This is a genomic window from Nocardia sp. NPDC057668 (genome assembly GCF_042799795.1).
Lineage (GTDB): Bacteria > Actinomycetota > Actinomycetes > Mycobacteriales > Mycobacteriaceae > Nocardia.
On sequence record NZ_JBHVIC010000009.1, the window covers coordinates 211,652 to 230,196 of the forward strand.

The window sequence follows — 18,545 nt, forward strand, 5'->3', positions numbered from 1 at the left end:
GATGGCGGCGGCGGTGGGCGATGACGGCGCCAAATGGGGGGCGATTCGCCAGGCCGAGTCGCGATCGTCGAAACCGGCACGGCGGCAGGGTCCACACGCCCGCCATGACGCCCGGCCCTGCGAAGTCGAAGGTGTGCATCCGCGTGCGTACAGAGCAGAGGCGACCCGCACCGCGGCGCATCCGCGAACGCGCCGCGGCGACCCCTTGCCGCGCCGGTGCGCGATCGCTTCGGTTCAGGGTTCGGCGTGGGCCGCCCGCAGCTGGTCGATTGCCACGGTGCGCGGTGTGGCCGCACCGCGGTCGTAGGCGGTGCGGAACGGTTCCGGGCCCAGTCGAGAGGTGAGTTCGGTGGTGAGGGTGCGCAGCTGGGGTTCGCCGTGGTCGAACTCGCCGCGGATTGCTTCGCTCAGGCCCAGGGCGGACGCGGACGCCGTGAATTCCCACTCGTGCGACAGGAGTTCGGCCAGGAGCTCGGCGGCGTGGGCCAGGGCCTGGGTCACCGCGGCGACGTCACCGGCGTGGAACGCGCCTTCGATCACGGCGGGAAGCAATTCCCGGGCCTGCTCCGGGCGGCGAGCGGTGAGGTGGTTGGCCAGGCGGGCTATCGAAATGCGGTTCACAGCCATGACTTCGGGGAGCGGCAGCCGCTCGATCCGCTGTTCGAGCCGGTCGAGTTCGGCGTCGGCCCGCTCCACCTCGCCGGTGCGGCGATACGCTTCGGCGCGGCTGAAGCCGAGCACCTCACACAGCCGCGCGTAGCCGAGTTCCTCCGACTGGCGCTGTGCCGCTTCGATGTCGGCGGCGGCCCCGGTGAGGTCTCCGGCCCGCATCCGCGCGCGGGTGAGTTCGGCCCGGCTGACGAACAGGTCGTCTTCCATTCCCGTTTCCGAGGCCAGCGCCACGGCCCGGGCGAACGCGGCGATGGCCCGCTCGTGTTCCCCGGCGAGCCCGTGTGCCCGCCCGATCCCGAGCAGCACTACCCCCAGCCCCCAGCGCTCCCCGGTGATCTCGAACGCCCGCAACGCTTCTCGCCGCTCGGCTGCCCCGGCGATCGGCTCCCCGCGCCCGGTCAGCGCGAGGTCCCGCGCCAGATGCGCGCTGGCCCGCACCCACGGATCGGACCGCCCCACCGCCTGCGCGAGCTGCCGCTCGGCCAGCTCGTCCTCCCCCGCCCCCGACGCCACCAGCGAGGTCCACAGCGGCAACGCCGGATGAAACTCGAGCGCCCCCGTGCGCACACAGTCCTCGATGAGTTCTCGAACGGCCTCCGTCTCCCCGGTGGGAGCGCCCGCCATCAGCCTGATGACCCGGAACGCCGCCGCCACATCCGGCGGCAACTCCAACCGCAACACATCCCCCACCGCGGCCTCGAACCGGCTGCTCATCCCTCGAATCCCCCAGTACCAGAACAGCGCCCGCGTGAATCGGGCCGCCAGGCAACTTCCCGATTCGGCAACGCCGGGTAGGTCCGCGCCGACCACACCATCCCGGCCGTTCGGCGAATCCGACACCACCGGCCGAACCGCGGGGTCGCGCCGGTGACAGGTGTCGCTCGGATTGCCCCGGCTCACCGCATGCGAGTCGTCACCGGCGATCTCACCGGCCGACTCGCTCGCAAGCCCTGGGTGACCTCCGCGCACGGTCCGATCCGGCCGATTCTCTTCCGATTCGGCCGCGGCGAGGGCGGTTCGCAGGGCGAGAACGAGATTCGGGTGTTCGGCGTCGAAAAAGGCTATGGCGGTGAGCTGTTCGCGGGTGCGCAGGCCGGGCTCGGCCGCCTCCGCCTGCGCGAGGTAGTGGGTTGTGAAGCGCGGGGCGAGATCCTCGGCCGCCTCTGCCCGGCGGTCGGCGGCGTAGGCGCGGATGGTTTCCAGCATCCGGTAGCGGGGCTGATCGTCGCCGGAGACGGTGACCAGGGATTTCTCGACCAGTGCGCCGAGGACGTAGAGGATGTCACCCGCGGGCAGGTCCGCGTCGGCGCAGATCGCTTCGAGGGCTTCCAAGGTAGCCCCGGCCGGGAAGTAGGAGAGCCTGCGGGCGAGGAGCTTCTCCGGCTCCTCGAGCAGGTCCCAGCTCCACTCCACCAGGGCCAGCAGGGTGCGCTGGCGCGGGAGAGCGGTCCTGCTGCCGGAGGTGAGCAGCCGGAACCTGTCGTCCAGGCGGCGGGCGATCTGATCGACGCCCATGGCGCGCAGCTTGGCGGCGGCCAGCTCCAATGCCAATGGGATGCCGTCGAGTTGGCGACAGATCTCGAGCACCGGGTTCAGGTTCTGGTCGTCCAGGGTGAAGCCGGGACGCACGGCGGCCGCCCGGTCCAGGAACAGCCGGACCGCCGGATTGCGCTGCGCGGCTTCGGGATCCAGCGCCCGGGCCGGAACCCGGAGCGGTCCCACATGGCACAGCGTCTCGCCGTCGATCGCGAGCGGTTCCCGGCTGGTGGCCAGGATGCGCAGCAGCGGCAGCCGGGCCAGCAGGTGCGCGGCGAGTTCGGCGGCGGCGGCGATCACGTGCTCGCAGTTGTCCAGAACCAGTACGGCCGCACCGACATCCAGCAGCTCGGTGAGCCGGGTGGCGCCCGCGCCGGTGGGCCCGTCCGCGGCGGCCAGCGCACCGGAGACCGCGTCGGCGAGCTGGTCGGGCGTGCCGACCTCGGCCAGGGGCACGAAGAACACCGGCTCCCCGGCCCGGCGCGACATGGCCTCGAGGGCGAGCCTGGTCTTGCCCGCGCCGCCCGGACCGACCAGCGTGACGAGCCGCGCCGCCGCGAGCTGCCCAGCCACGGCGGCCAACTCCTGTTCCCGCCCGACGAAACTGGTGAGCCGCGCCGGCAGCGCACTTCCGGCGGGTTCCTTTCGCGCGGAGGGTGTTTCGAGCTCCCCGCGCAACAGCGCCAGGTGGGTGTCCCGCAATTCGGCCGACGGATCGATGCCGAGTTCCTCGCCGAGCCGCTCCCGCATGTCCTCGTAGACCGCGAGCGCGTCGGACTGCCTGCCGCCCGCGGCGAGCGCTCGAATCCGCAACGCGGCCAGCCGTTCCCGCAGCGGATGCGCAGCACCGGCGGCATCCAGATCGGACAGCACCGCACCGTGGCGGCCCAGCCGGAGTTCGGCGTCGAACCGATCCTCCAGCGCCGCGGCCCGCAGGTCGTCCAGCCGGGCCACGACCGCGCCCGCGTACGGCGCGTCCAGCACATCGCCCAGGGCGGGCCCGCGCCACAGTCCCAGGGCCTCGGTCAGCGCGGCCGTGGCCGCGGCGGCCCGGCCCGCCGCCAGTTCCCCCCGCCCGCGCCGCACCAGCTCCTCGAACCCCACCGTGTCGACCCGCACCCCGGGCAGCCGATACCCGCCGGCCGCCAACTCGACCTCGCCCGTCCCGCGCAGCGCCTTACGCAACCGCGACACCAGCGCCTGTAGCGCACCGGCCGCCTCGGCGGGCGGATCCTCCCCCCACAGTCCATCGATCAGCGCGCTCACCGGCACCGTCCCCCCGGCTTCGAGCGCGAGCCTGGCCAGCAGCATGCGCACCCGCGCCCCGCCGATCTCGACCGTCGATCCCTCATCGGTCCACACCTGAACCGGACCCAGCACACCAACCCGCACCCGGCGAGTCTCGCAGAACCGGACGTTGCGGTGTTATCCCCGGCCCCGCGCGGCCGCGCCCGAAGCGCGGCCCATTACCCCGGAAGTAATCGACCGGCGGCCCGGCGTGCGGCACGCTCGGTGCCATGAGTGAAATCGATCCCGTCGGCGCCCAGTTCTTCGCGACCATGCCCTTCAGCGAGCGCCTGGGCATAGAGGTCCTCGAACACGGCGCGAAACTCGTGCGCGCCCGCCTGGCCTGGGACGCCTCCTTGTGCACGCTCGGCGGCGCACTGCACGGCGGCGCGCTCATGTCCCTGGGCGATGCCACCGCCGCGGTGTGCGCGTTCTTGAACCTGCCCGAGGGCGCGCAGGGCACCACCACCGTCGAATCCAAGACCAATTTCCTGCGCGGCCTGCGCTCCGGCCATGCGACGGCCTCCGCGCGGCCGCTGCACGCGGGCCGCAGTTTCATCGTGGTGGAGACCGAGATCCACGACGACGCGGGCAAGCTCCTCGCCAAGGTCACCCAGACCCAGGCCGTGCTCTAGCCCGCGATCGTCTCTCCCGATCCGCCCCGTTCAGCCGGTCAGGAATCGAGAAGCATCCGCCGTACATCGCCCCTACCGTTGTCGATGACGAAGCGCCCGGTTCCGGAGTGGTTGAATCGAGCCGGGCGACTCCGACGAGACCGCGCAGGCGGCCCGCGAGAGGGATGGAGAGACGATGAGCAGGTCCACGAAGACGGCTGCGCTGCCCCTGGCCGACAGCCACGACATGATTCGCGTCCACGGCGCGCGGGTGAACAACCTGAAAGACATCAGCATCGAGATCCCCAAGCGCCGCCTGACAGTGTTCACGGGCGTGTCCGGCTCGGGTAAGAGCTCGCTGGTGTTCAGCACCATCGCCGCGGAGTCGCAGCGCCTTATCAACGAGACCTACAGCACCTTCGTCCAGGGCTTCATGCCCACCCTGGCCCGTCCCGAGGTCGACGTCCTGGACGGCATCACCACCGCGATCATCGTGGACCAGCAGCGCCTGGGCGCGGACCCGCGCTCCACCGTCGGCACCGCCACCGACGCCAACGCCATGCTGCGCATTCTGTTCAGCCGCCTCGGCAAGCCGCATATCGGCTCCCCGCAGGCGTTCTCGTTCAACGTCGCCTCCATCAGCGGCGCGGGCGCGGTCGCGATCGAGAAGGGCGGGCGCACCACGCGTGAGCGCCGCAGCTTCAGCATCGTCGGCGGCATGTGCCCGCGCTGCGAGGGCCGCGGCAAGGTCTCCGACATCGATCTGACCCAGCTCTACGACGACACCAAATCCCTTGCCGAGGGCGCGTTCACGATTCCCGGCTGGAAGTCCGACAGCTTCTGGACCGTGCGGGTGTACGCCGAGTCCGGCTTCGTGGATCCGAACAAGCCGATCCGCAAGTTCACCAAGCGCGAGATGAACGACTTCCTGTACAAGGAGCCGGTAAAGGTCAAGGTCGACGGGGTCAATCTGACCTACGAGGGCCTGATCCCGAAGATTCAGAAGTCGTTCCTGTCCAAGGACAAAGAGGCGCTGCAGCCGCACATCCGGGCGTTCGTGGAGCGCGCGGTCGCCTTCAGCGTGTGCCCCGACTGCCACGGCACCCGGCTCACCGAGGGCGCGCGCTCGTCGAAGATCAAGAAGATCAGCATCGCCGACGCCTGCGCCATGCAGATCAGCGATCTGGCGGAATGGGTTCGGGCGCTGCGGGAACCGTCCGTCGCGCCGCTGCTGGAGGCGCTGTCCAAGACGCTGGACTCGTTCGTGGAGATCGGCCTGGGCTATTTGTCCCTGGACCGGCCCTCGGGAACGCTGTCCGGCGGTGAAGCCCAGCGCGTCAAGATGATTCGGCATCTTGGCTCCGCGCTCACCGATGTCACCTACATCTTCGACGAGCCCACCGTCGGTCTGCACCCGCATGACATCCAGCGCATGAACGAGCTGCTGATCCGCCTGCGGGACAAGGGAAACACGGTGCTCGTCGTCGAGCACAAGCCGGAGACGATCGTCATCGCGGACCACGTCGTGGATCTGGGCCCCGGCGCGGGCAAGGGCGGCGGCACGGTGTGTTTCGAGGGCACCGTGGACGGGCTGCGCAGCAGTGACACGATCACCGGGCGGCATTTCGACGACCGGGCGGCGGTGAAGGAGTCCGAGCGTAAACCCAAGGGCGCGTTGGAGATCCGCAAGGCCAACGCCAACAATCTGCAGAACGTCGACGTCGACATCCCGCTGGGCGTGCTGGTGGTGATCACCGGTGTCGCCGGTTCGGGCAAGAGCTCGCTGGTACACGGTTCCATTCCGGCGGGCGAGAACGTGGTGTCGGTCGACCAGACCGCGATCAAGGGTTCGCGACGCAGCAATCCGGCGACGTACACCGGCCTGCTGGAACCGATTCGCAAGGCGTTCGCCAAGGCCAACGACGTCAAGCCCGCGCTGTTCAGCTCCAATTCCGAAGGCGCGTGCCCCAATTGCAACGGCGCGGGGGTGATCTACTCCGATCTGGCGATCATGGCGGGTGTGGAGACACCGTGCGAGGTGTGCGAGGGTAGGCGCTTCATGGCGGAGGTGCTGGACTACAAGCTCGGCGGCCGCGACATCAGCGAGGTGCTCGCCATGCCGGTGAGCGAGGCGCTGGAGTTCTTCGGCGACGGGCCGGCCAAGCTCCCGGCGGCGCACGCCATCCTCGACCGGCTCGCCGACGTCGGCCTGGGCTATCTGACCATCGGGCAGCCGCTCACGACGCTGTCCGGCGGTGAGCGTCAGCGCCTGAAGCTGGCCACGCACATGGGTGACAAGGGCGGGGTCTACGTGCTCGACGAGCCGACCACCGGCCTGCACCTGGCCGATGTCGAGAACCTGCTCGGCCTGCTGGACCGCCTGGTCGACGCCGGCAAATCGGTGATCGTGATCGAGCATCACCAGGCGGTGATGGCGCACGCGGACTGGATCATCGACCTCGGCCCGGGCGCGGGCCACGACGGCGGCAAGGTCGTCTTCGAGGGCACGCCCGCCGACCTGGTCGCGGCCCGGTCGACGCTGACCGGTGAGCACCTCGCGGCCTACGTCGGGGCGCCCGCCAAGAAGGCCGCGCGCAAACGCTGACCCGGCCGGACGCGGCCCGAACGGTAAGCTCGCGCAGGTGACCGGCACATCCTCCGAGGAGCAGCGCCTGCGCGAGCTGACCCGCCTGCGGCGGGTTCGCGACCGGATCGACCGCGAGTACGCGCAGCCGCTCAACGTCGAGGCCCTGGCGCGCGACGCGCACATCTCCGCCGGTCACCTGAGCCGTGAGTTCAAGGCCGCCTACGGCGAATCGGTCTACAGCTACCTGATGACGCGCCGCATCGAGCGCGCCATGGCCCTGCTGCGCCGCGGCGAGCAGAGCGTGACGGAAGTCTGCTTCGCCGTGGGCTGTTCGTCGCTGGGCACCTTCAGCACCCGTTTCACCGAGCTGGTCGGCGTCCCGCCCAGCGCCTATCGCGATCAGCACGCCCCGGCGGCCCCGGAAATGCCGTCGTGTGTCACGAAAAAGGTGACTCGCCCGATCAGAAACAAGTAACCCCAGCTCCCGGACATACGGTGATTGCCATGGATATCACGATTCATTCGAGCTTCCTGCCCCACACGGATCCCGAAGCGTCCCTCGGTTTCTACCGCGACGCCCTCGGCTTCGAAGTCCGCAATGACGTGAAATACGGCGACCTGCGCTGGCTGACCGTCGGCCCGCCCGGCCAGCCCTCGACAGCGATCGTCCTGCACCCCCCGGCCGCGGATCCCGGCATCACCGACGACGAGCGCCGTACGATCGCGGAGATGATGGCCAAGGGCACCTACGCGACCGTGGTCCTGGCCACCAAGGACGTGGACGCCCTGTTCGAACGCCTGGTGGCGGCCGACGCCGAGGTGATCCAGGAGCCGACGGACCAGCCGTACGGGATCCGCGACTGCGCGTTCCGCGATCCGGCGGGCAATCACATCCGGATCAGCGAGGTGCCCTGAGCCGGGGCACTGCCCGGTGCCGCCGAGAAGCTCCGATCAGGAAACACCCCCGGCGCGACGGCTCGGCTCCGCAGCCGCGATGTCGCCCCGAGCCGCCGGGGAGCCCCTACCCGGTGCGCCGAGTACCCGAATCTGCCTCGGGCCGCACGGTCAGATGGCAGACGCCGTCCGAACAGGATCGCTGCAACCGGCCGCGGGAGATCGTCTGCATCAGCCCGATAGCCCAGCAGGCCGGGCAGCCTTTGAGAGCCACTACACCCACCGGCAACAGCAGCAGGGCGACCGCGCCGGCAACCGGTATCAGCGCGAATGACGCGATGAGCGAACCGAATCCCACGATTCCCCGAACCAGGTGCGCGGTCAGGGAGGCGCTCGCGAACGACGGCGCGCCAGATGCGCTCGCCCCGTTCACTCACCCGCCCCCTGACCGTTCAGCTCGGCCCGCACCGCCGCCCGCGCCCGGTGCAGTCGCGATTTCATCGCCGCCGTGCTCAGCCCCGTGGCCCGGGCCACGAAACTTCCCGGCAGCCCCTGCACGTCCCGCATGATCAGCACCCGCCGCTGATCGGCGGGCAGGGCCGAGATGGCCGCGGCCACCCGCTCGACCTCGAGCCGGACCAGCACGTCGTCCTCCGCCGACGAGGTCGGAACGTCGACGAACTGCTCACTCCCGCTTGCTATCTCGCGTACACGTCGCAGGCATTCGTTGCGCACGATCCGAAACATCCAGGAGGCCAGAGCGGCAGTGGCCCGCAAGGTCCCGATCTTGCGAAACAGCACGATCATGGCGTCCTGCGCCGCGTCCTCGGCGTCCTGGCTCGTGGCGCACAACGCGAACGCGAACCGCCGAACATGCGGGTGCGCACCGGAAACCAAGGCCGCGACAGCGGCTTCGTCCCCACCCTGCGCGGCAACAACGATCTCCGCCGCCGGCCACGCGCTACCCACGAGACCCCCTCCGCTTCCGCAGCACCACGACGCAGCTGCACACCGCAACCGCCGCGACCACCCCGGCAACAATAATGACGGTCATCAGATCCCTCTCGTCCGTGCCCGGGCCTCGATGTCCGGGCACTCATAAGAGGGATCCGCGGCGAAAAGGATTCGGCCGCATCGGGGGTGGTTCGGATCCGAGGCAGGCCGCGGGGCGGACATCGCCCGCAGCCCCTCGACGCCGACCCCCCGGCCGCTAGCTCAGTGCGGCGGCCCGTTTGATCGCCGTCCGGATGCGGAAGTACGTCCCACACCGGCAGACGTTCTCGATCCGGTCGATGTCCTCGTCGGTGAGCGGTTCGCCGCCGGCCAGCAGCGCCGCGACGGCCATGATCTGGCCGGGCTGGCAGTAGCCGCACTGGGGTACGTCCTGCTCGATCCAGGCCCGCTGGACCGGGTGCAGGGTGTCGCCGTCGGCCAGGCCCTCGATGGTGGTGACGGTCTTGCCCGCGACCTCGCGGACGGGGGTGACGCACGGCTGAATGGCTTTGCCGTCCAGGTGGGAGGTGCAGGCGTGGCAGACCTGGATGCCGCAGCCGAACTTCGGGCCGGTGATGCCGAGCGTGTCGCGGAGCACCCAGAGCAGGGCCAGGTCCGCGGGTGCGGTGACGGTGACGGATTCTCCGTTCACGACGAACGTGTACTCGGGCATGTGCGAGCCTCCGGTTCAGCGTGGGAAGGGGGTGAAGTCGACTGCGCGAAGAACCGGGAAGCCGCGCACCGGTTTTCCGGTGGCTCGGGCGTAGGCGTTGGCGACCGCGCCGACGGCCGCGGGCACGCCGAGTTCGCCGACCCCGCCGGGCGGGCCACCGGAATGCAGGTGGATGAACTCGACTTCGAGCGGCGAATCGCGCTGCCGGGCAAAGTGGAACTGGGAGTAGCTGCCCTCCAGGGCAAGTCCCTTCTCGATGTGCAGACCGGCGTGCAGCACCGTGGAGATGGCGTCGGTGAGGCCGCCCAGCAGCTGGTTCTCCACGCCGCTCGGGTTCACGCAGGTGCCGGCGTCGACGGCGATCACGGCGCGGGTCACCCGGGGACGGGCCGGGTCGCTCGCATCCATTTCCACCAGACAGGCTGTGCGAGAGCGGTATTCGGCGTGAAATCCGAGTCCCCGCGCGTGCCCGGACGGCATCGGTTCGGTCCACCGGCCCACCCGCGCCACCTGCTCGACCACCTGCTTGTCCAAGCGGTCCTTCAGAACTCGCAGCCGGTACCGCACGGGATCCTCCCCGATCCGGTCGGCGATCTCGTCCATGAAGATCTCTTCCACGCCGCGGGCGGGACCGGAGTACACCGACCGCCACATGCCGGTGGGGTAGTCGATCGACACCTCGTTCATGACCTCGGATACCAGTCCGAGGTCGTACGGAATGGAGTTTTCGAGCTGGAACAGAGCCTGTGACGCGAGCCAATTGACCGGTGGATAAAGTCCTTTCGCGATCGACTCGTGCACGAAGGAGTCGAACCCGATCAGTTCGTCGCAGGTGGCGGCCGCGACCCGCTGCTCGTACCCGACAACCTTGTCCCGGTGCAGCACGGCTCGCAGTTTGTGGTGCATGGCCGGGCGCGCACGCCCGTGCCGCATGTCATCGGACCTGGTCCACATGAGTTTGACCGGCATGCCCAGGGCTTTCGAGATCTCGCACGCCTCCAGCGCGGCGTCGTGATACATCCGCCGCCCGAAGGAGCCACCCGCCTGCACGACGTGCACCGTGACCCGGTCCGCCGGCAACCCGAGTTCGGCCGCGATCGCGGCCCGCGCCACGGTGGGAAGCTTCAGCCCGCACCAGATCTCGGCCCGGTCCGCCCGCACGTCGGCGATGGCACAGTTCGTCTCCATGGGTGCGTGGTTCACGTACGCCCAGTCGAATTCCGCTTCCAGATAGTCGATTCCGAGCGCGGCGTTGCGCACCGGCGGCGCGACGAAAGCCGGTGTGGAGGCGTGCAGTTCGGCGAAGATGTCCGCGTCCGATCGTTCATCGATGGACCCGGCCGTCCATTCGACGGCCATGGCGTCCTTCGCGGCCCACGCCTGCCCGAAGGTCTCCGCCACGACAGCGATCCCGGTGCTGATCACCGCGACGTCGATGACGCCGGGCATGGCCCGCACGGCCCGCTCGTCGAACGAGGCCACCCCGCCGTTGACCGTGGGCGGCCGGCGCACCATGGTCGGCCGCGCTCCCGCCACCGCGATGTCCATGGTGTACTTCACCCTGCCGGTGACGATGTCGTGAATGTCGTTGCGCCGATGCCGCTTTCCGATGCGTGTGTGCTCGGCCTCCGGCTTCGGCGCACCCACGATCCCCACGTATCGCCGGTCCGCGGCGGCCCCGGCCAGCTCGCCGTACCCCAACCGCAGCCCCCCTGGCCCCCGAACCTCACCGTATTCGGTCCGCACCGAGTCCGCCGCGACTCCCCACCGGTCCGCGGCGGCCTGCACGAGCCGCCGTCGCGCGGTGGCGGCGAGAGCCCGAACCGGATCGTAAAGCGCCCGAGTCGATGTGGACCCGCCGGTCAACTGATTGGCCACCAACTCCCCCCGAGCCCGCTCCAGCTGCACCTCGACCCGATCCACCTCCAGATCGAGCTCTTCCGCGATCATGATCGCCACCCCGGTGGCGATCCCCTGCCCGCACTCGAGCCGCGGCAGCAGAAACCGCGCACCCCCGTCCGTCCCGACGGTCAACACCATGAGCGGCGCGGTGGCAATGGTCCCCAACCGCGCCAGCTCCCCCAGGTCGATGATCTCGCCGCGACCGGCCGCCGCCACCGGCGCGGCCCCGGCCACCCCCGCCCACTCCCCCTCGGCGACGAACCGCCCCGCGATCGTCACCGTCGGCGCCGCCAGTAGATAGGTCAGAAACCTCCGGCGCTCGACTCCCGGTCGGTACACGGCGGCATCGACGGACCCGGCCGACCGCTTCTTCGCTACCGCCATAGCTGGAAAACTAGGCCATCACCAGCACGGATCGGCCCAGGAACACGCCCGCGCGGCGCACCGCCCGAAACTGCCGGACACACCGGGTCGTTGTGACGGAGGGTCCTCGAGCAGCACCCGGGGCCGCCCGGCTCGAGGGAGACTTGCCGCCATGGCAGCAGATGAGCTTGTAGACGTATCGATCGCGGGCCCCGACGAGGACCAGCTCGCGGACTTCACCCGGCTGCTGGTGGAGAAACGACTCGCCGCGTGCGGGAACATCATCCCGGGCGTGCGGTCGATCTACCGCTGGGAAGGCGAGGTCGAGGAGGCCGAGGAGGCCCTGGCCCTCCTGCACACCCGCCGTTCCCTGGTCCCCGCGATCATCGAGGCGGCGAACGAACACCACCCCTACGACGTACCCCAGGTCCTGGCCGTCCCGGTGTCCGAGGCACATCCCGGGTACCGGCAGTGGGTCCTGGACTCGACCCTGGCCGAATAGTGAGTGGGGCGGGTGGGGCTCGAACCCACGACCAATGGATTATGAGTCCACGGCTCTAACCGACTGAGCTACCGCCCCTGACCGCGGCGGGAAGCTGCGGGCGATGGGATGGTACCGCTTCGAGTGTGGCGTTGCCTACTCGGCCGCGGGGGAACCTGGTGTGTCGTAGGCGGATCGAGGGAATGGAGGTTGCTGTGGCTTCGCTGTTCGTGAACGTGTTGCGGGGGCATCAGTGGTTGTACGAGAACAGCCGGGGGCTGGTGGGGCACCGGCTGCTGTTCGGGAACCCGACGCTGCTGCTGCGGACCGTCGGCAGGAAGACCGGGCAGGAGCGGACCTCGGCGCTCACCTACGGGCGGGACGGGGACTCGTACCTGGTGACCGCCTCCAACGGCGGATCGTCGCGGCCACCGGGGTGGTTGGCGAACGTCAAGGCCGAGCCCGAGGTCGAGATCCAGGTCGGGACCAAGCGGGTCCCGGTCGTCGCGACGGCCACGTACCCGGACGACCCGGACTACGCGCGTCGCTTCGCGATCGTCGACAAGGTCAATCAGGGGCGGTACGCGGAATATCAGAAGAAGACGACACGGCAGCTGGCCGTGGTGGTGCTGACTCCGCGATAGCGAGCGCCGACCGGGGCAATCCCCTCGAACTGGACAGGTGAGCTAAGGCTCGGCTATCCTGTCCGGCGAGGGGAGTACTTCCCACGAATCATTCCGGTCAATACGGATCGCGCCATCGCGAACCCCGGGTGGTTGCCCTGAAATACGGGTGAAGGAGACCTCAAGCCGCTTGACCGCGCTTGAGGAGACCCCGTTTTGAGTACCTCCGTATCCCTGCTGGCGAGTTCCGCCGGCGTCGAATCCATCGGCACGCCCTGGTTGTGGGCGGGCACCATCGGCGTCGTGCTGGCGCTGCTGGTTCTCGACTTCGCACTGACCCGCCGCCCGCACGAAGTCTCGATGCGCGAGGCCATCGGCTGGACCGTCTTCTACATCGCCCTCCCGGTCGCCTTCGGCGTATACCTGTGGGCGAGTAACGGTTCCACGATCGGCGTCGAGTTCTTCACCGGATATCTGCTCGAGAAATCGCTCTCGGTCGACAACCTCTTCGTGTTCATGCTGCTGCTGAGCGCCTTCGCGGTCCCGGCCGCCCTGGCCCAGCGCGTTCTGCTCTACGGCATCGCCGGCGCGCTGGTGCTGCGCGGCATCTTCATCGCCCTGGGCGCGGCCGCCCTGGCCACCCTGGACTGGGCGTTCCTGCTGTTCGGCGTCATCCTGCTGATCACCGCGATCAAGCTGCTCTCCGACGCCATGAGCGGACACGAACAGGCCGTGGACATCTCGGAGATGAAGTCGGTCAGGCTGCTGCGCCGGTTCATGCCGGTCACCGACGACTACCGGGGCACCCGCATGACCGTCCGGGAGGCCGGTCGCCGCGCCCTGACCCCGCTGGCGCTGGTGGTCGCGGCCGTCATGGCCACCGACCTGGTGTTCGCCGTCGACTCGGTGCCCGCGGTGTACGGCGTCACCGGTGACCCGTTCCTGGTGTTCGCCACCAACGCTTTCGCCCTACTCGGTTTGCGCGCACTGTATTTCGTCCTGCACGCCGCGCTCTCGCGACTGGTGCACCTGGCCTACGGCCTGGCGATCATCCTCGCCTTCATCGGCGTGAAGCTGGTGCTGCACTGGGCGCACGGCGTCTGGGCGGGCGTGCCGACCATCCCGACCGCGGCCTCGCTGGTGGTGATCGTGGTGGTGCTGGCGACCGTCACCCTGACCAGCCTGCGCGCCACTCGCGGTGGTAAGACCGCCGACGTACCGTGAGTCATGCTCCTGCAACGTTTTCGACGGCCCGGCCTCGACGAGATGAACCGGGCCGTCGATTCGCTCGTACTCTCCGAGGCGGTCTTCAAGACGTGCCCCTGGCAGCCCCGCGACCTGGTGGAAACCGGTCTGCGACAGTGGTTGCGGTGCTGCGGGGCGGCCCTGCGCGACTCGCAGGTGATCGGCATGCCCTCGCATTCGGTCGATGAGGCGTGGCACGGCCTGATCCTGTGCACGCAACGGTACGAACGCTTCTGCCGGGACGCCTACGGGCAGTTCCTGCACCATTTCCCGGACGGCGACGGGTTCGGCACCGGCAAGAACGCCGATCCCGAACCCGTCGCGGAGCAATTGCGCCGGACCGTGGTGGCCTGGTCGATGGTCGCGCGCCCCGGCGAGCAGTGCGTGCTCTGGAACATGGACACCGTCGTGGGCGTCGACCGGCCGTGGGGCATTCCCGAGGCCAGGGTCGCGGAGATCGAACAGGCGCTCCGCGACTAGTTTCCGCCCCCGCCGCAGCCGCCCCCGCCGCTGTCACCACCGTGATCACTGAAATCACCTGTGGTACAGCCGGCGTGGGCGGACGGCCCGCCGCTGCCCGCGCCATACGCACCGCGCTCCCAGCGCCGATTCCGCCGCCGCGTGCTGCGCTCGTCGAGCATCGCGATGACGCAGACCGCGACCACCAGCACCAACGCGATGCACAGCAGACTGAAGACGAGTTCCATGGCGCTCGCGGCTAACTGCCGCCGCCTCCGCCGCAGCCACCACCGCCGCCACCACCGCAACCGCTGCTCCCGCCACCGCAGCTGCTCCCGCCACCGCAGCTACTGCCGCCACCGCATCCGCTGCTGCTGCCGCCGCCTCCCCCGTAGGACCCGGCGCGCCGCCATTGGTTGTTGCGCCGCTGGGTGTTGCGCCGTTGCGTGCCCGCACGGACGAAAGCCACGATGATGCTGATCACGAACGCCACCACCAGGCCGATACAGACGAAGCCGAATAGGATTTCCATACGTTCCCCCGAACTCTCGCCGCCGTCAGCGACCGCGGCTCATCCTCCCTAGCCGAAAGCTACTGGCACTCGACGGTCCCCGACAACCGATATTCCGAGAAGCCGCCCGACCGTTAGGTTCTCGTCGCCGCGCTTTTACGAAACCGTGGCCGGCGAGTACGCGACGGGATGCCGAAACCGCAGCGGCGCAACGAGAAAGCGAAGAGCCGAGGCGGACTCCGCCTCGGCTCTGCCCGACACCCGTCGCTACTAACTGCTGCTGCCCCCACCGCAGCTGCTGCCGCCGCCTCCACACGAACTGCTGCCACCGCCGCAACTGCTGCTGCCACCCCCGCAGGAGCCGCTGCCCCCGCTGTCGGAGGACGAACCCCCGCCGCAGCCGGACGAACCGTGGTCGTGATGGCTTCCCCCGCCACAGCCGCTGTGCCCGTGGTGGTACGCGCCCCCGGACCCGGACGCCCCGTAGTACCCGCCGCGCCGCCAGGGCTGGTCACGATGCTCGTTGCGACGGCGGCCGGACGCGCGGGCGATGGCCACGATGATCCCGACCACGAACGCCAGCGTCAGGCCGATGCACACCAGGCCGAAGAGGACTTCCATTCGTTCCCTCGCACTCTCGCCGCCGTCGTGGACGCCGGGCGGCCTCCACGTAGCCGAAAACTACCGACACCGACGGGCCCGGACAACTCCGATTCCGAAGCCGTCCCGCCGCCTCTCCCCGGTTATACGACTCCGCGCCCGCTGCGTTTCGCAGCGGGCGCGGAACAGCGCGTGAACTTCTAGGTCAGCTTCACCCGTGCGGCGAAGAACCGCGCCACCGCCGGCGCGAACCGGTTGAACCGGTACTGCAGCCACGCCTCCGGCGTCACCGGAACCACGTCGCGATTGCTCTCCACCGACTTCACGATCTGCTCGGCGACCTTCTCCGGCCCGTAGCTCCGCGCGGCGTAGAGCCTGTCGAACTTCTCCTGCTTGGCGGCTTCCTCGGCGGCCGAGACCCCGGAGAAGCGGGTGGTGGCAACGATATTGGTGTGCACGATGCCGGGGCAGATGGTGTGCACGCCGATGTTCTTGCCCGCCAGCTCCGCGCGCAGGCAGTCCGAGAACATGAAGACCGCGGACTTGCTGGTGGAGTACGCGGAGAATCCGCGCTGCGGGGTGTAGGCCGCCATGCTGGACAGGTTCACGATGTGCCCGCCCAGACCGCGGTCGGCCATGGCCTTTCCGAACGCCCGGCAGCCGTTGACGACCCCGTACAGGTTGATGTTGAGCACGCGATCGAATTCGGCGGCGGGAGTGTCGAAGAAGTCGCCCGCCTGCCCGATGCCCGCGTTGTTGATCAGGATGTCCGGCACGCCGTGCGCGGCGATCACGGTGGCGGCGTGCTCGGTCACCGCGGCCTCCGAGGACACGTCGAGCTGATAGGCGTGCGCCGTACCGCCTTCGCGCGCAATGAGTTCCGCGGTTTCCTTGGCCGAGTCCAGGTTGATGTCCGAGAGCACCACCTCGGCTCCGCGCCGCGCGAACGCCAGCGCGGTCTCGCGGCCGATGCCGCTGCCGCCGCCGGTGATGACCAGCAGCTGATCCTCGAAGCTCCCCAGCTCCCGGCCGACTTCGGCCCGGCGCAGCGCGCGCGTGCTCTCCCCGGTGCGCAGCGAGTCAATGAGTTCGGTGGTGGCGGTGGCCAGCAGTTCCGGATGCGAGAACGGCAGCCAGTGCCCGCCGCCGACCTCGCGGCGGTACAGGTTCGGCGCCCATTCCTTGGTGTCGGCGTAGCCCGCGGGCCGCACCGCCACGTCGCGACGCGCGATGATCAGCTGCACCGGCACCTCGGTGCGGCGCTCACGCGGATCGCTCAGCCGCGGCAGGATGTTCGCGCGGTAGATGCGCATGCCGTCGAAGAAGTCGCGCCGGAACTCGGGCCCGAACTTGATGTTCGAGGGCGCGGTGTCGTTCATGAGGCCGACGAAGCGCGACCACATCTTCTCGGTGCCGAGCGGGCGCAGCACGACCTTGGGCAGGCCGGGGGTCATGAACAGTCCGGTGTACGCCGAGGACAGCAGCTGGGTGAACGGACCCCAGACCTTGCCCCGGGACAGATCGCCGCGCACCCACTTGCCCAGGTGATCGAGGTTCGGACCGGACACCGAGGTGAAGGACAGCACGCGCTCGGCCGCCTTCGGCTCGCACACCGCCTCCCACATCTCGACCGAGCCCCAGTCGTGCGCGAGCACGTGCACGGGCCGGTCCGGGCTCACCGCGTCGGCGACGGCGAAGAAGTCGGCGGCGAAGTGCTCGAGCCGGTAGTCCTCGGTCCGATCGGTGCGGGTGGAGCGGCCGTGCCCGCGGGTGTCGTAGGTGACCACGTGGAAGCGGTCGGCCAGTAGCGGCACCACGCGATCCCAGAGGTGATTGTCATCGGGCCAGCCGTGCACCAGCACAATGGTTTCCGCGGACGACTCGCCGTATTCGTAGACGGCGATCTCGAATTCGCCGCTGCGCACGAGGCGCTCGCTCGCGGGGATGATGGTCAGTTGATCGGTCATCGATCTTCTCCTGGGCAAGGTTCGGGGAACGGACTAGAGATCCAGCACCAGACGTTCCCCGGCGCAGCGGGATACACAGATGAGCGCGTCGCCGGCGGCCCGCTCCTTGGCGGTGAGCACGGTGTCGCGATGGTCGACTTCGCCTTCGGTCACCCGCACCCGGCAGGTGCGGCAGAACCCCTGGCGGCAGGAATACGGGCTGTCCGGGCGGATCTTGAGCACTTCCTCCAGCACCGACTTGTCCGCGGGCACCTCGATGGTGATGCCGGTGCGGGCCAGCTCGACCTGGAAGGCGGTGCCGTTGACCACCGGCGGCGGCGAGAAACGCTCGGAATACATTTCCACGCCGGGCATCTCGCGCACGCGGTCCGCGATGGCCTGGGTCATCACGACCGGCCCGCAGCAGTACACCGAGGTGTCCCCGCCGACGCCCGGCAGCAGATCCGCCCCGGTGGGCAGACCGTGCTCGTCGTCGGTGCGAATGGTGACCCGCTCGCCGAAGGCCTCGAGCTCGGACAGGAACGGGATGGTGTCGCGAGATCGCCCGGCGTACACCATGGTCCACCGCACGCCCAGCGACTCCGCCATGCGGATCATGGGCAGGATGGGCGTGATCCCGATGCCGCCCGCCACGAAATGCACTCGGGCGGCGGAGGATCCGTAGCCGGGCAGCACGAACGGGAAGGCGTTGCGCGGCCCCCGCACGGTCACCTGGGAGCCGACGGCCAGCGCGTCGTGGATCTCGATGGAGCCGCCGCCACCGTTGGGTATGCGCCGCACCGCGATTCGGTAGCTGTGCCGATCCGCCGGATCCCCGCACAGCGAATACTGGCGGATCCGGCCCGAGGGCAGTTCCACGTCCAGATGCGCGCCCGGCCGCCACGCCGGCAGCGCCCGGCCGTCCGGTGCGATGAGCATGAGGCTGACCACGTCGTTGTCGTGCGCCTCCACCCGGCGCTCGACCAGGACCAGCGGCAGCCGCCGGTCGTCGAACGCGGCGGGCGGTTCCTTGCGGTTCACCAGGGTGGTCCAGCGCAGGCGCGTTTCCGCGATCGCGTCGAGCACCCGGGTGGTGCGGTCGGGTCGTGCCTTGCCGTACAGGTCACGCGGCGGATCGAACGGGACCGGTCGAGTCATG

At 69.5% G+C, this 18,545-nt stretch carries 16 protein-coding genes and 1 tRNA gene; 8 read left to right on the forward strand and 9 right to left on the reverse strand.

Annotated elements, in window-relative coordinates; translation table 11 throughout:
* Positions 1 to 234 precede the first annotated feature (234 nt).
* Positions 235 to 3,600, reverse strand: a complete 3,366-nt coding sequence (locus ACFVBH_RS38970; RefSeq protein WP_379011196.1) for a BTAD domain-containing putative transcriptional regulator — start codon at positions 3,598 to 3,600, stop codon at positions 235 to 237.
* A gap of 125 nt (positions 3,601 to 3,725) precedes the next feature.
* On the opposite strand from ACFVBH_RS38970, the gene ACFVBH_RS38975 reads away from it, so the two are divergent.
* The 4 genes from ACFVBH_RS38975 (at position 3,726) to ACFVBH_RS38990 (ending at position 7,611) form a co-directional block, all read left to right on the forward strand.
* Positions 3,726 to 4,130, forward strand: coding sequence for a PaaI family thioesterase (locus ACFVBH_RS38975; RefSeq protein ID WP_354986940.1), 405 nt, complete (start codon positions 3,726 to 3,728; stop codon positions 4,128 to 4,130).
* 175 nt (positions 4,131 to 4,305) lie between these two features.
* Positions 4,306 to 6,714: an excinuclease ABC subunit UvrA gene (locus ACFVBH_RS38980; protein ID WP_354986941.1), complete on the forward strand. Its 2,409-nt coding sequence runs from the start codon at positions 4,306 to 4,308 to the stop codon at positions 6,712 to 6,714.
* A gap of 37 nt (positions 6,715 to 6,751) precedes the next feature.
* Positions 6,752 to 7,171, forward strand: a complete 420-nt coding sequence (locus ACFVBH_RS38985) for a helix-turn-helix transcriptional regulator (protein WP_354986942.1) — start codon at positions 6,752 to 6,754, stop codon at positions 7,169 to 7,171.
* Between the two features lie 29 nt (positions 7,172 to 7,200).
* Positions 7,201 to 7,611 carry a VOC family protein gene (locus ACFVBH_RS38990; protein ID WP_354986943.1) on the forward strand — a complete coding sequence of 137 codons (411 nt, stop codon included), beginning with the start codon at positions 7,201 to 7,203 and terminating at the stop codon, positions 7,609 to 7,611.
* A gap of 408 nt (positions 7,612 to 8,019) precedes the next feature.
* Here the strand turns inward: ACFVBH_RS38990 and ACFVBH_RS38995 are convergent, their stop codons facing one another.
* From ACFVBH_RS38995 to ACFVBH_RS39005, 3 genes are all read right to left on the reverse strand, one after another.
* Positions 8,020 to 8,559, reverse strand: a complete 540-nt coding sequence (locus ACFVBH_RS38995; RefSeq protein ID WP_379011209.1) for an RNA polymerase sigma factor — start codon at positions 8,557 to 8,559, stop codon at positions 8,020 to 8,022.
* Between the two features lie 241 nt (positions 8,560 to 8,800).
* On the reverse strand, positions 8,801 to 9,256 hold the full coding sequence (locus ACFVBH_RS39000; RefSeq protein WP_379011210.1) for a (2Fe-2S)-binding protein: 456 nt from the start codon (positions 9,254 to 9,256) through the stop codon (positions 8,801 to 8,803).
* Between the two features lie 15 nt (positions 9,257 to 9,271).
* Complete coding sequence (locus ACFVBH_RS39005) at positions 9,272 to 11,542, reverse strand: molybdopterin cofactor-binding domain-containing protein (protein WP_379011213.1); 2,271 nt, start codon at positions 11,540 to 11,542, stop codon at positions 9,272 to 9,274.
* Between the two features lie 151 nt (positions 11,543 to 11,693).
* Between ACFVBH_RS39005 and cutA the strand changes: the two genes are divergently transcribed.
* Positions 11,694 to 12,023 (forward strand): divalent-cation tolerance protein CutA, encoded by a 330-nt coding sequence (cutA, locus tag ACFVBH_RS39010; protein ID WP_379011216.1) that lies wholly within the window; start codon positions 11,694 to 11,696, stop codon positions 12,021 to 12,023.
* 4 nt (positions 12,024 to 12,027) lie between these two features.
* Here cutA and ACFVBH_RS39015 read toward each other — a convergent pair.
* Positions 12,028 to 12,101, reverse strand: a tRNA-Ile gene (locus tag ACFVBH_RS39015).
* Positions 12,102 to 12,217: 116 nt separating this feature from the next.
* Here ACFVBH_RS39015 and ACFVBH_RS39020 point away from each other — a divergent pair.
* The 3 genes from ACFVBH_RS39020 (at position 12,218) to ACFVBH_RS39030 (ending at position 14,350) form a co-directional block, all read left to right on the forward strand.
* On the forward strand, positions 12,218 to 12,646 hold the full coding sequence (locus ACFVBH_RS39020; RefSeq protein WP_379011219.1) for a nitroreductase family deazaflavin-dependent oxidoreductase: 429 nt from the start codon (positions 12,218 to 12,220) through the stop codon (positions 12,644 to 12,646).
* Between the two features lie 195 nt (positions 12,647 to 12,841).
* Positions 12,842 to 13,849, forward strand: a complete 1,008-nt coding sequence (locus tag ACFVBH_RS39025) for a TerC/Alx family metal homeostasis membrane protein (protein ID WP_379011224.1) — start codon at positions 12,842 to 12,844, stop codon at positions 13,847 to 13,849.
* A gap of 3 nt (positions 13,850 to 13,852) precedes the next feature.
* Positions 13,853 to 14,350, forward strand: coding sequence for a hypothetical protein (locus ACFVBH_RS39030; RefSeq protein ID WP_379011226.1), 498 nt, complete (start codon positions 13,853 to 13,855; stop codon positions 14,348 to 14,350).
* Here the strand turns inward: ACFVBH_RS39030 and ACFVBH_RS39035 are convergent.
* The 4 genes from ACFVBH_RS39035 to ACFVBH_RS39050 form a co-directional block, all read right to left on the reverse strand.
* Positions 14,347 to 14,577, reverse strand: coding sequence for a hypothetical protein (locus ACFVBH_RS39035; RefSeq protein ID WP_379011230.1), 231 nt, complete (start codon positions 14,575 to 14,577; stop codon positions 14,347 to 14,349). The genes ACFVBH_RS39030 and ACFVBH_RS39035 overlap by 4 nt on opposite strands.
* Before the next feature lie 533 nt (positions 14,578 to 15,110).
* Positions 15,111 to 15,461 (reverse strand): hypothetical protein, encoded by a 351-nt coding sequence (locus tag ACFVBH_RS39040; RefSeq protein ID WP_379011234.1) that lies wholly within the window; start codon positions 15,459 to 15,461, stop codon positions 15,111 to 15,113.
* A 179-nt stretch (positions 15,462 to 15,640) separates the two neighbouring features.
* The gene (locus ACFVBH_RS39045; RefSeq protein ID WP_379011237.1) at positions 15,641 to 17,407 is read right to left on the reverse strand and encodes an SDR family oxidoreductase; all 1,767 of its coding nucleotides are present in this window, start codon (positions 17,405 to 17,407) and stop codon (positions 15,641 to 15,643) included.
* A 33-nt stretch (positions 17,408 to 17,440) separates the two neighbouring features.
* Positions 17,441 to 18,544 (reverse strand): PDR/VanB family oxidoreductase, encoded by a 1,104-nt coding sequence (locus ACFVBH_RS39050; RefSeq protein WP_354987011.1) that lies wholly within the window; start codon positions 18,542 to 18,544, stop codon positions 17,441 to 17,443.
* Position 18,545: the final 1 nt, after the last annotated feature.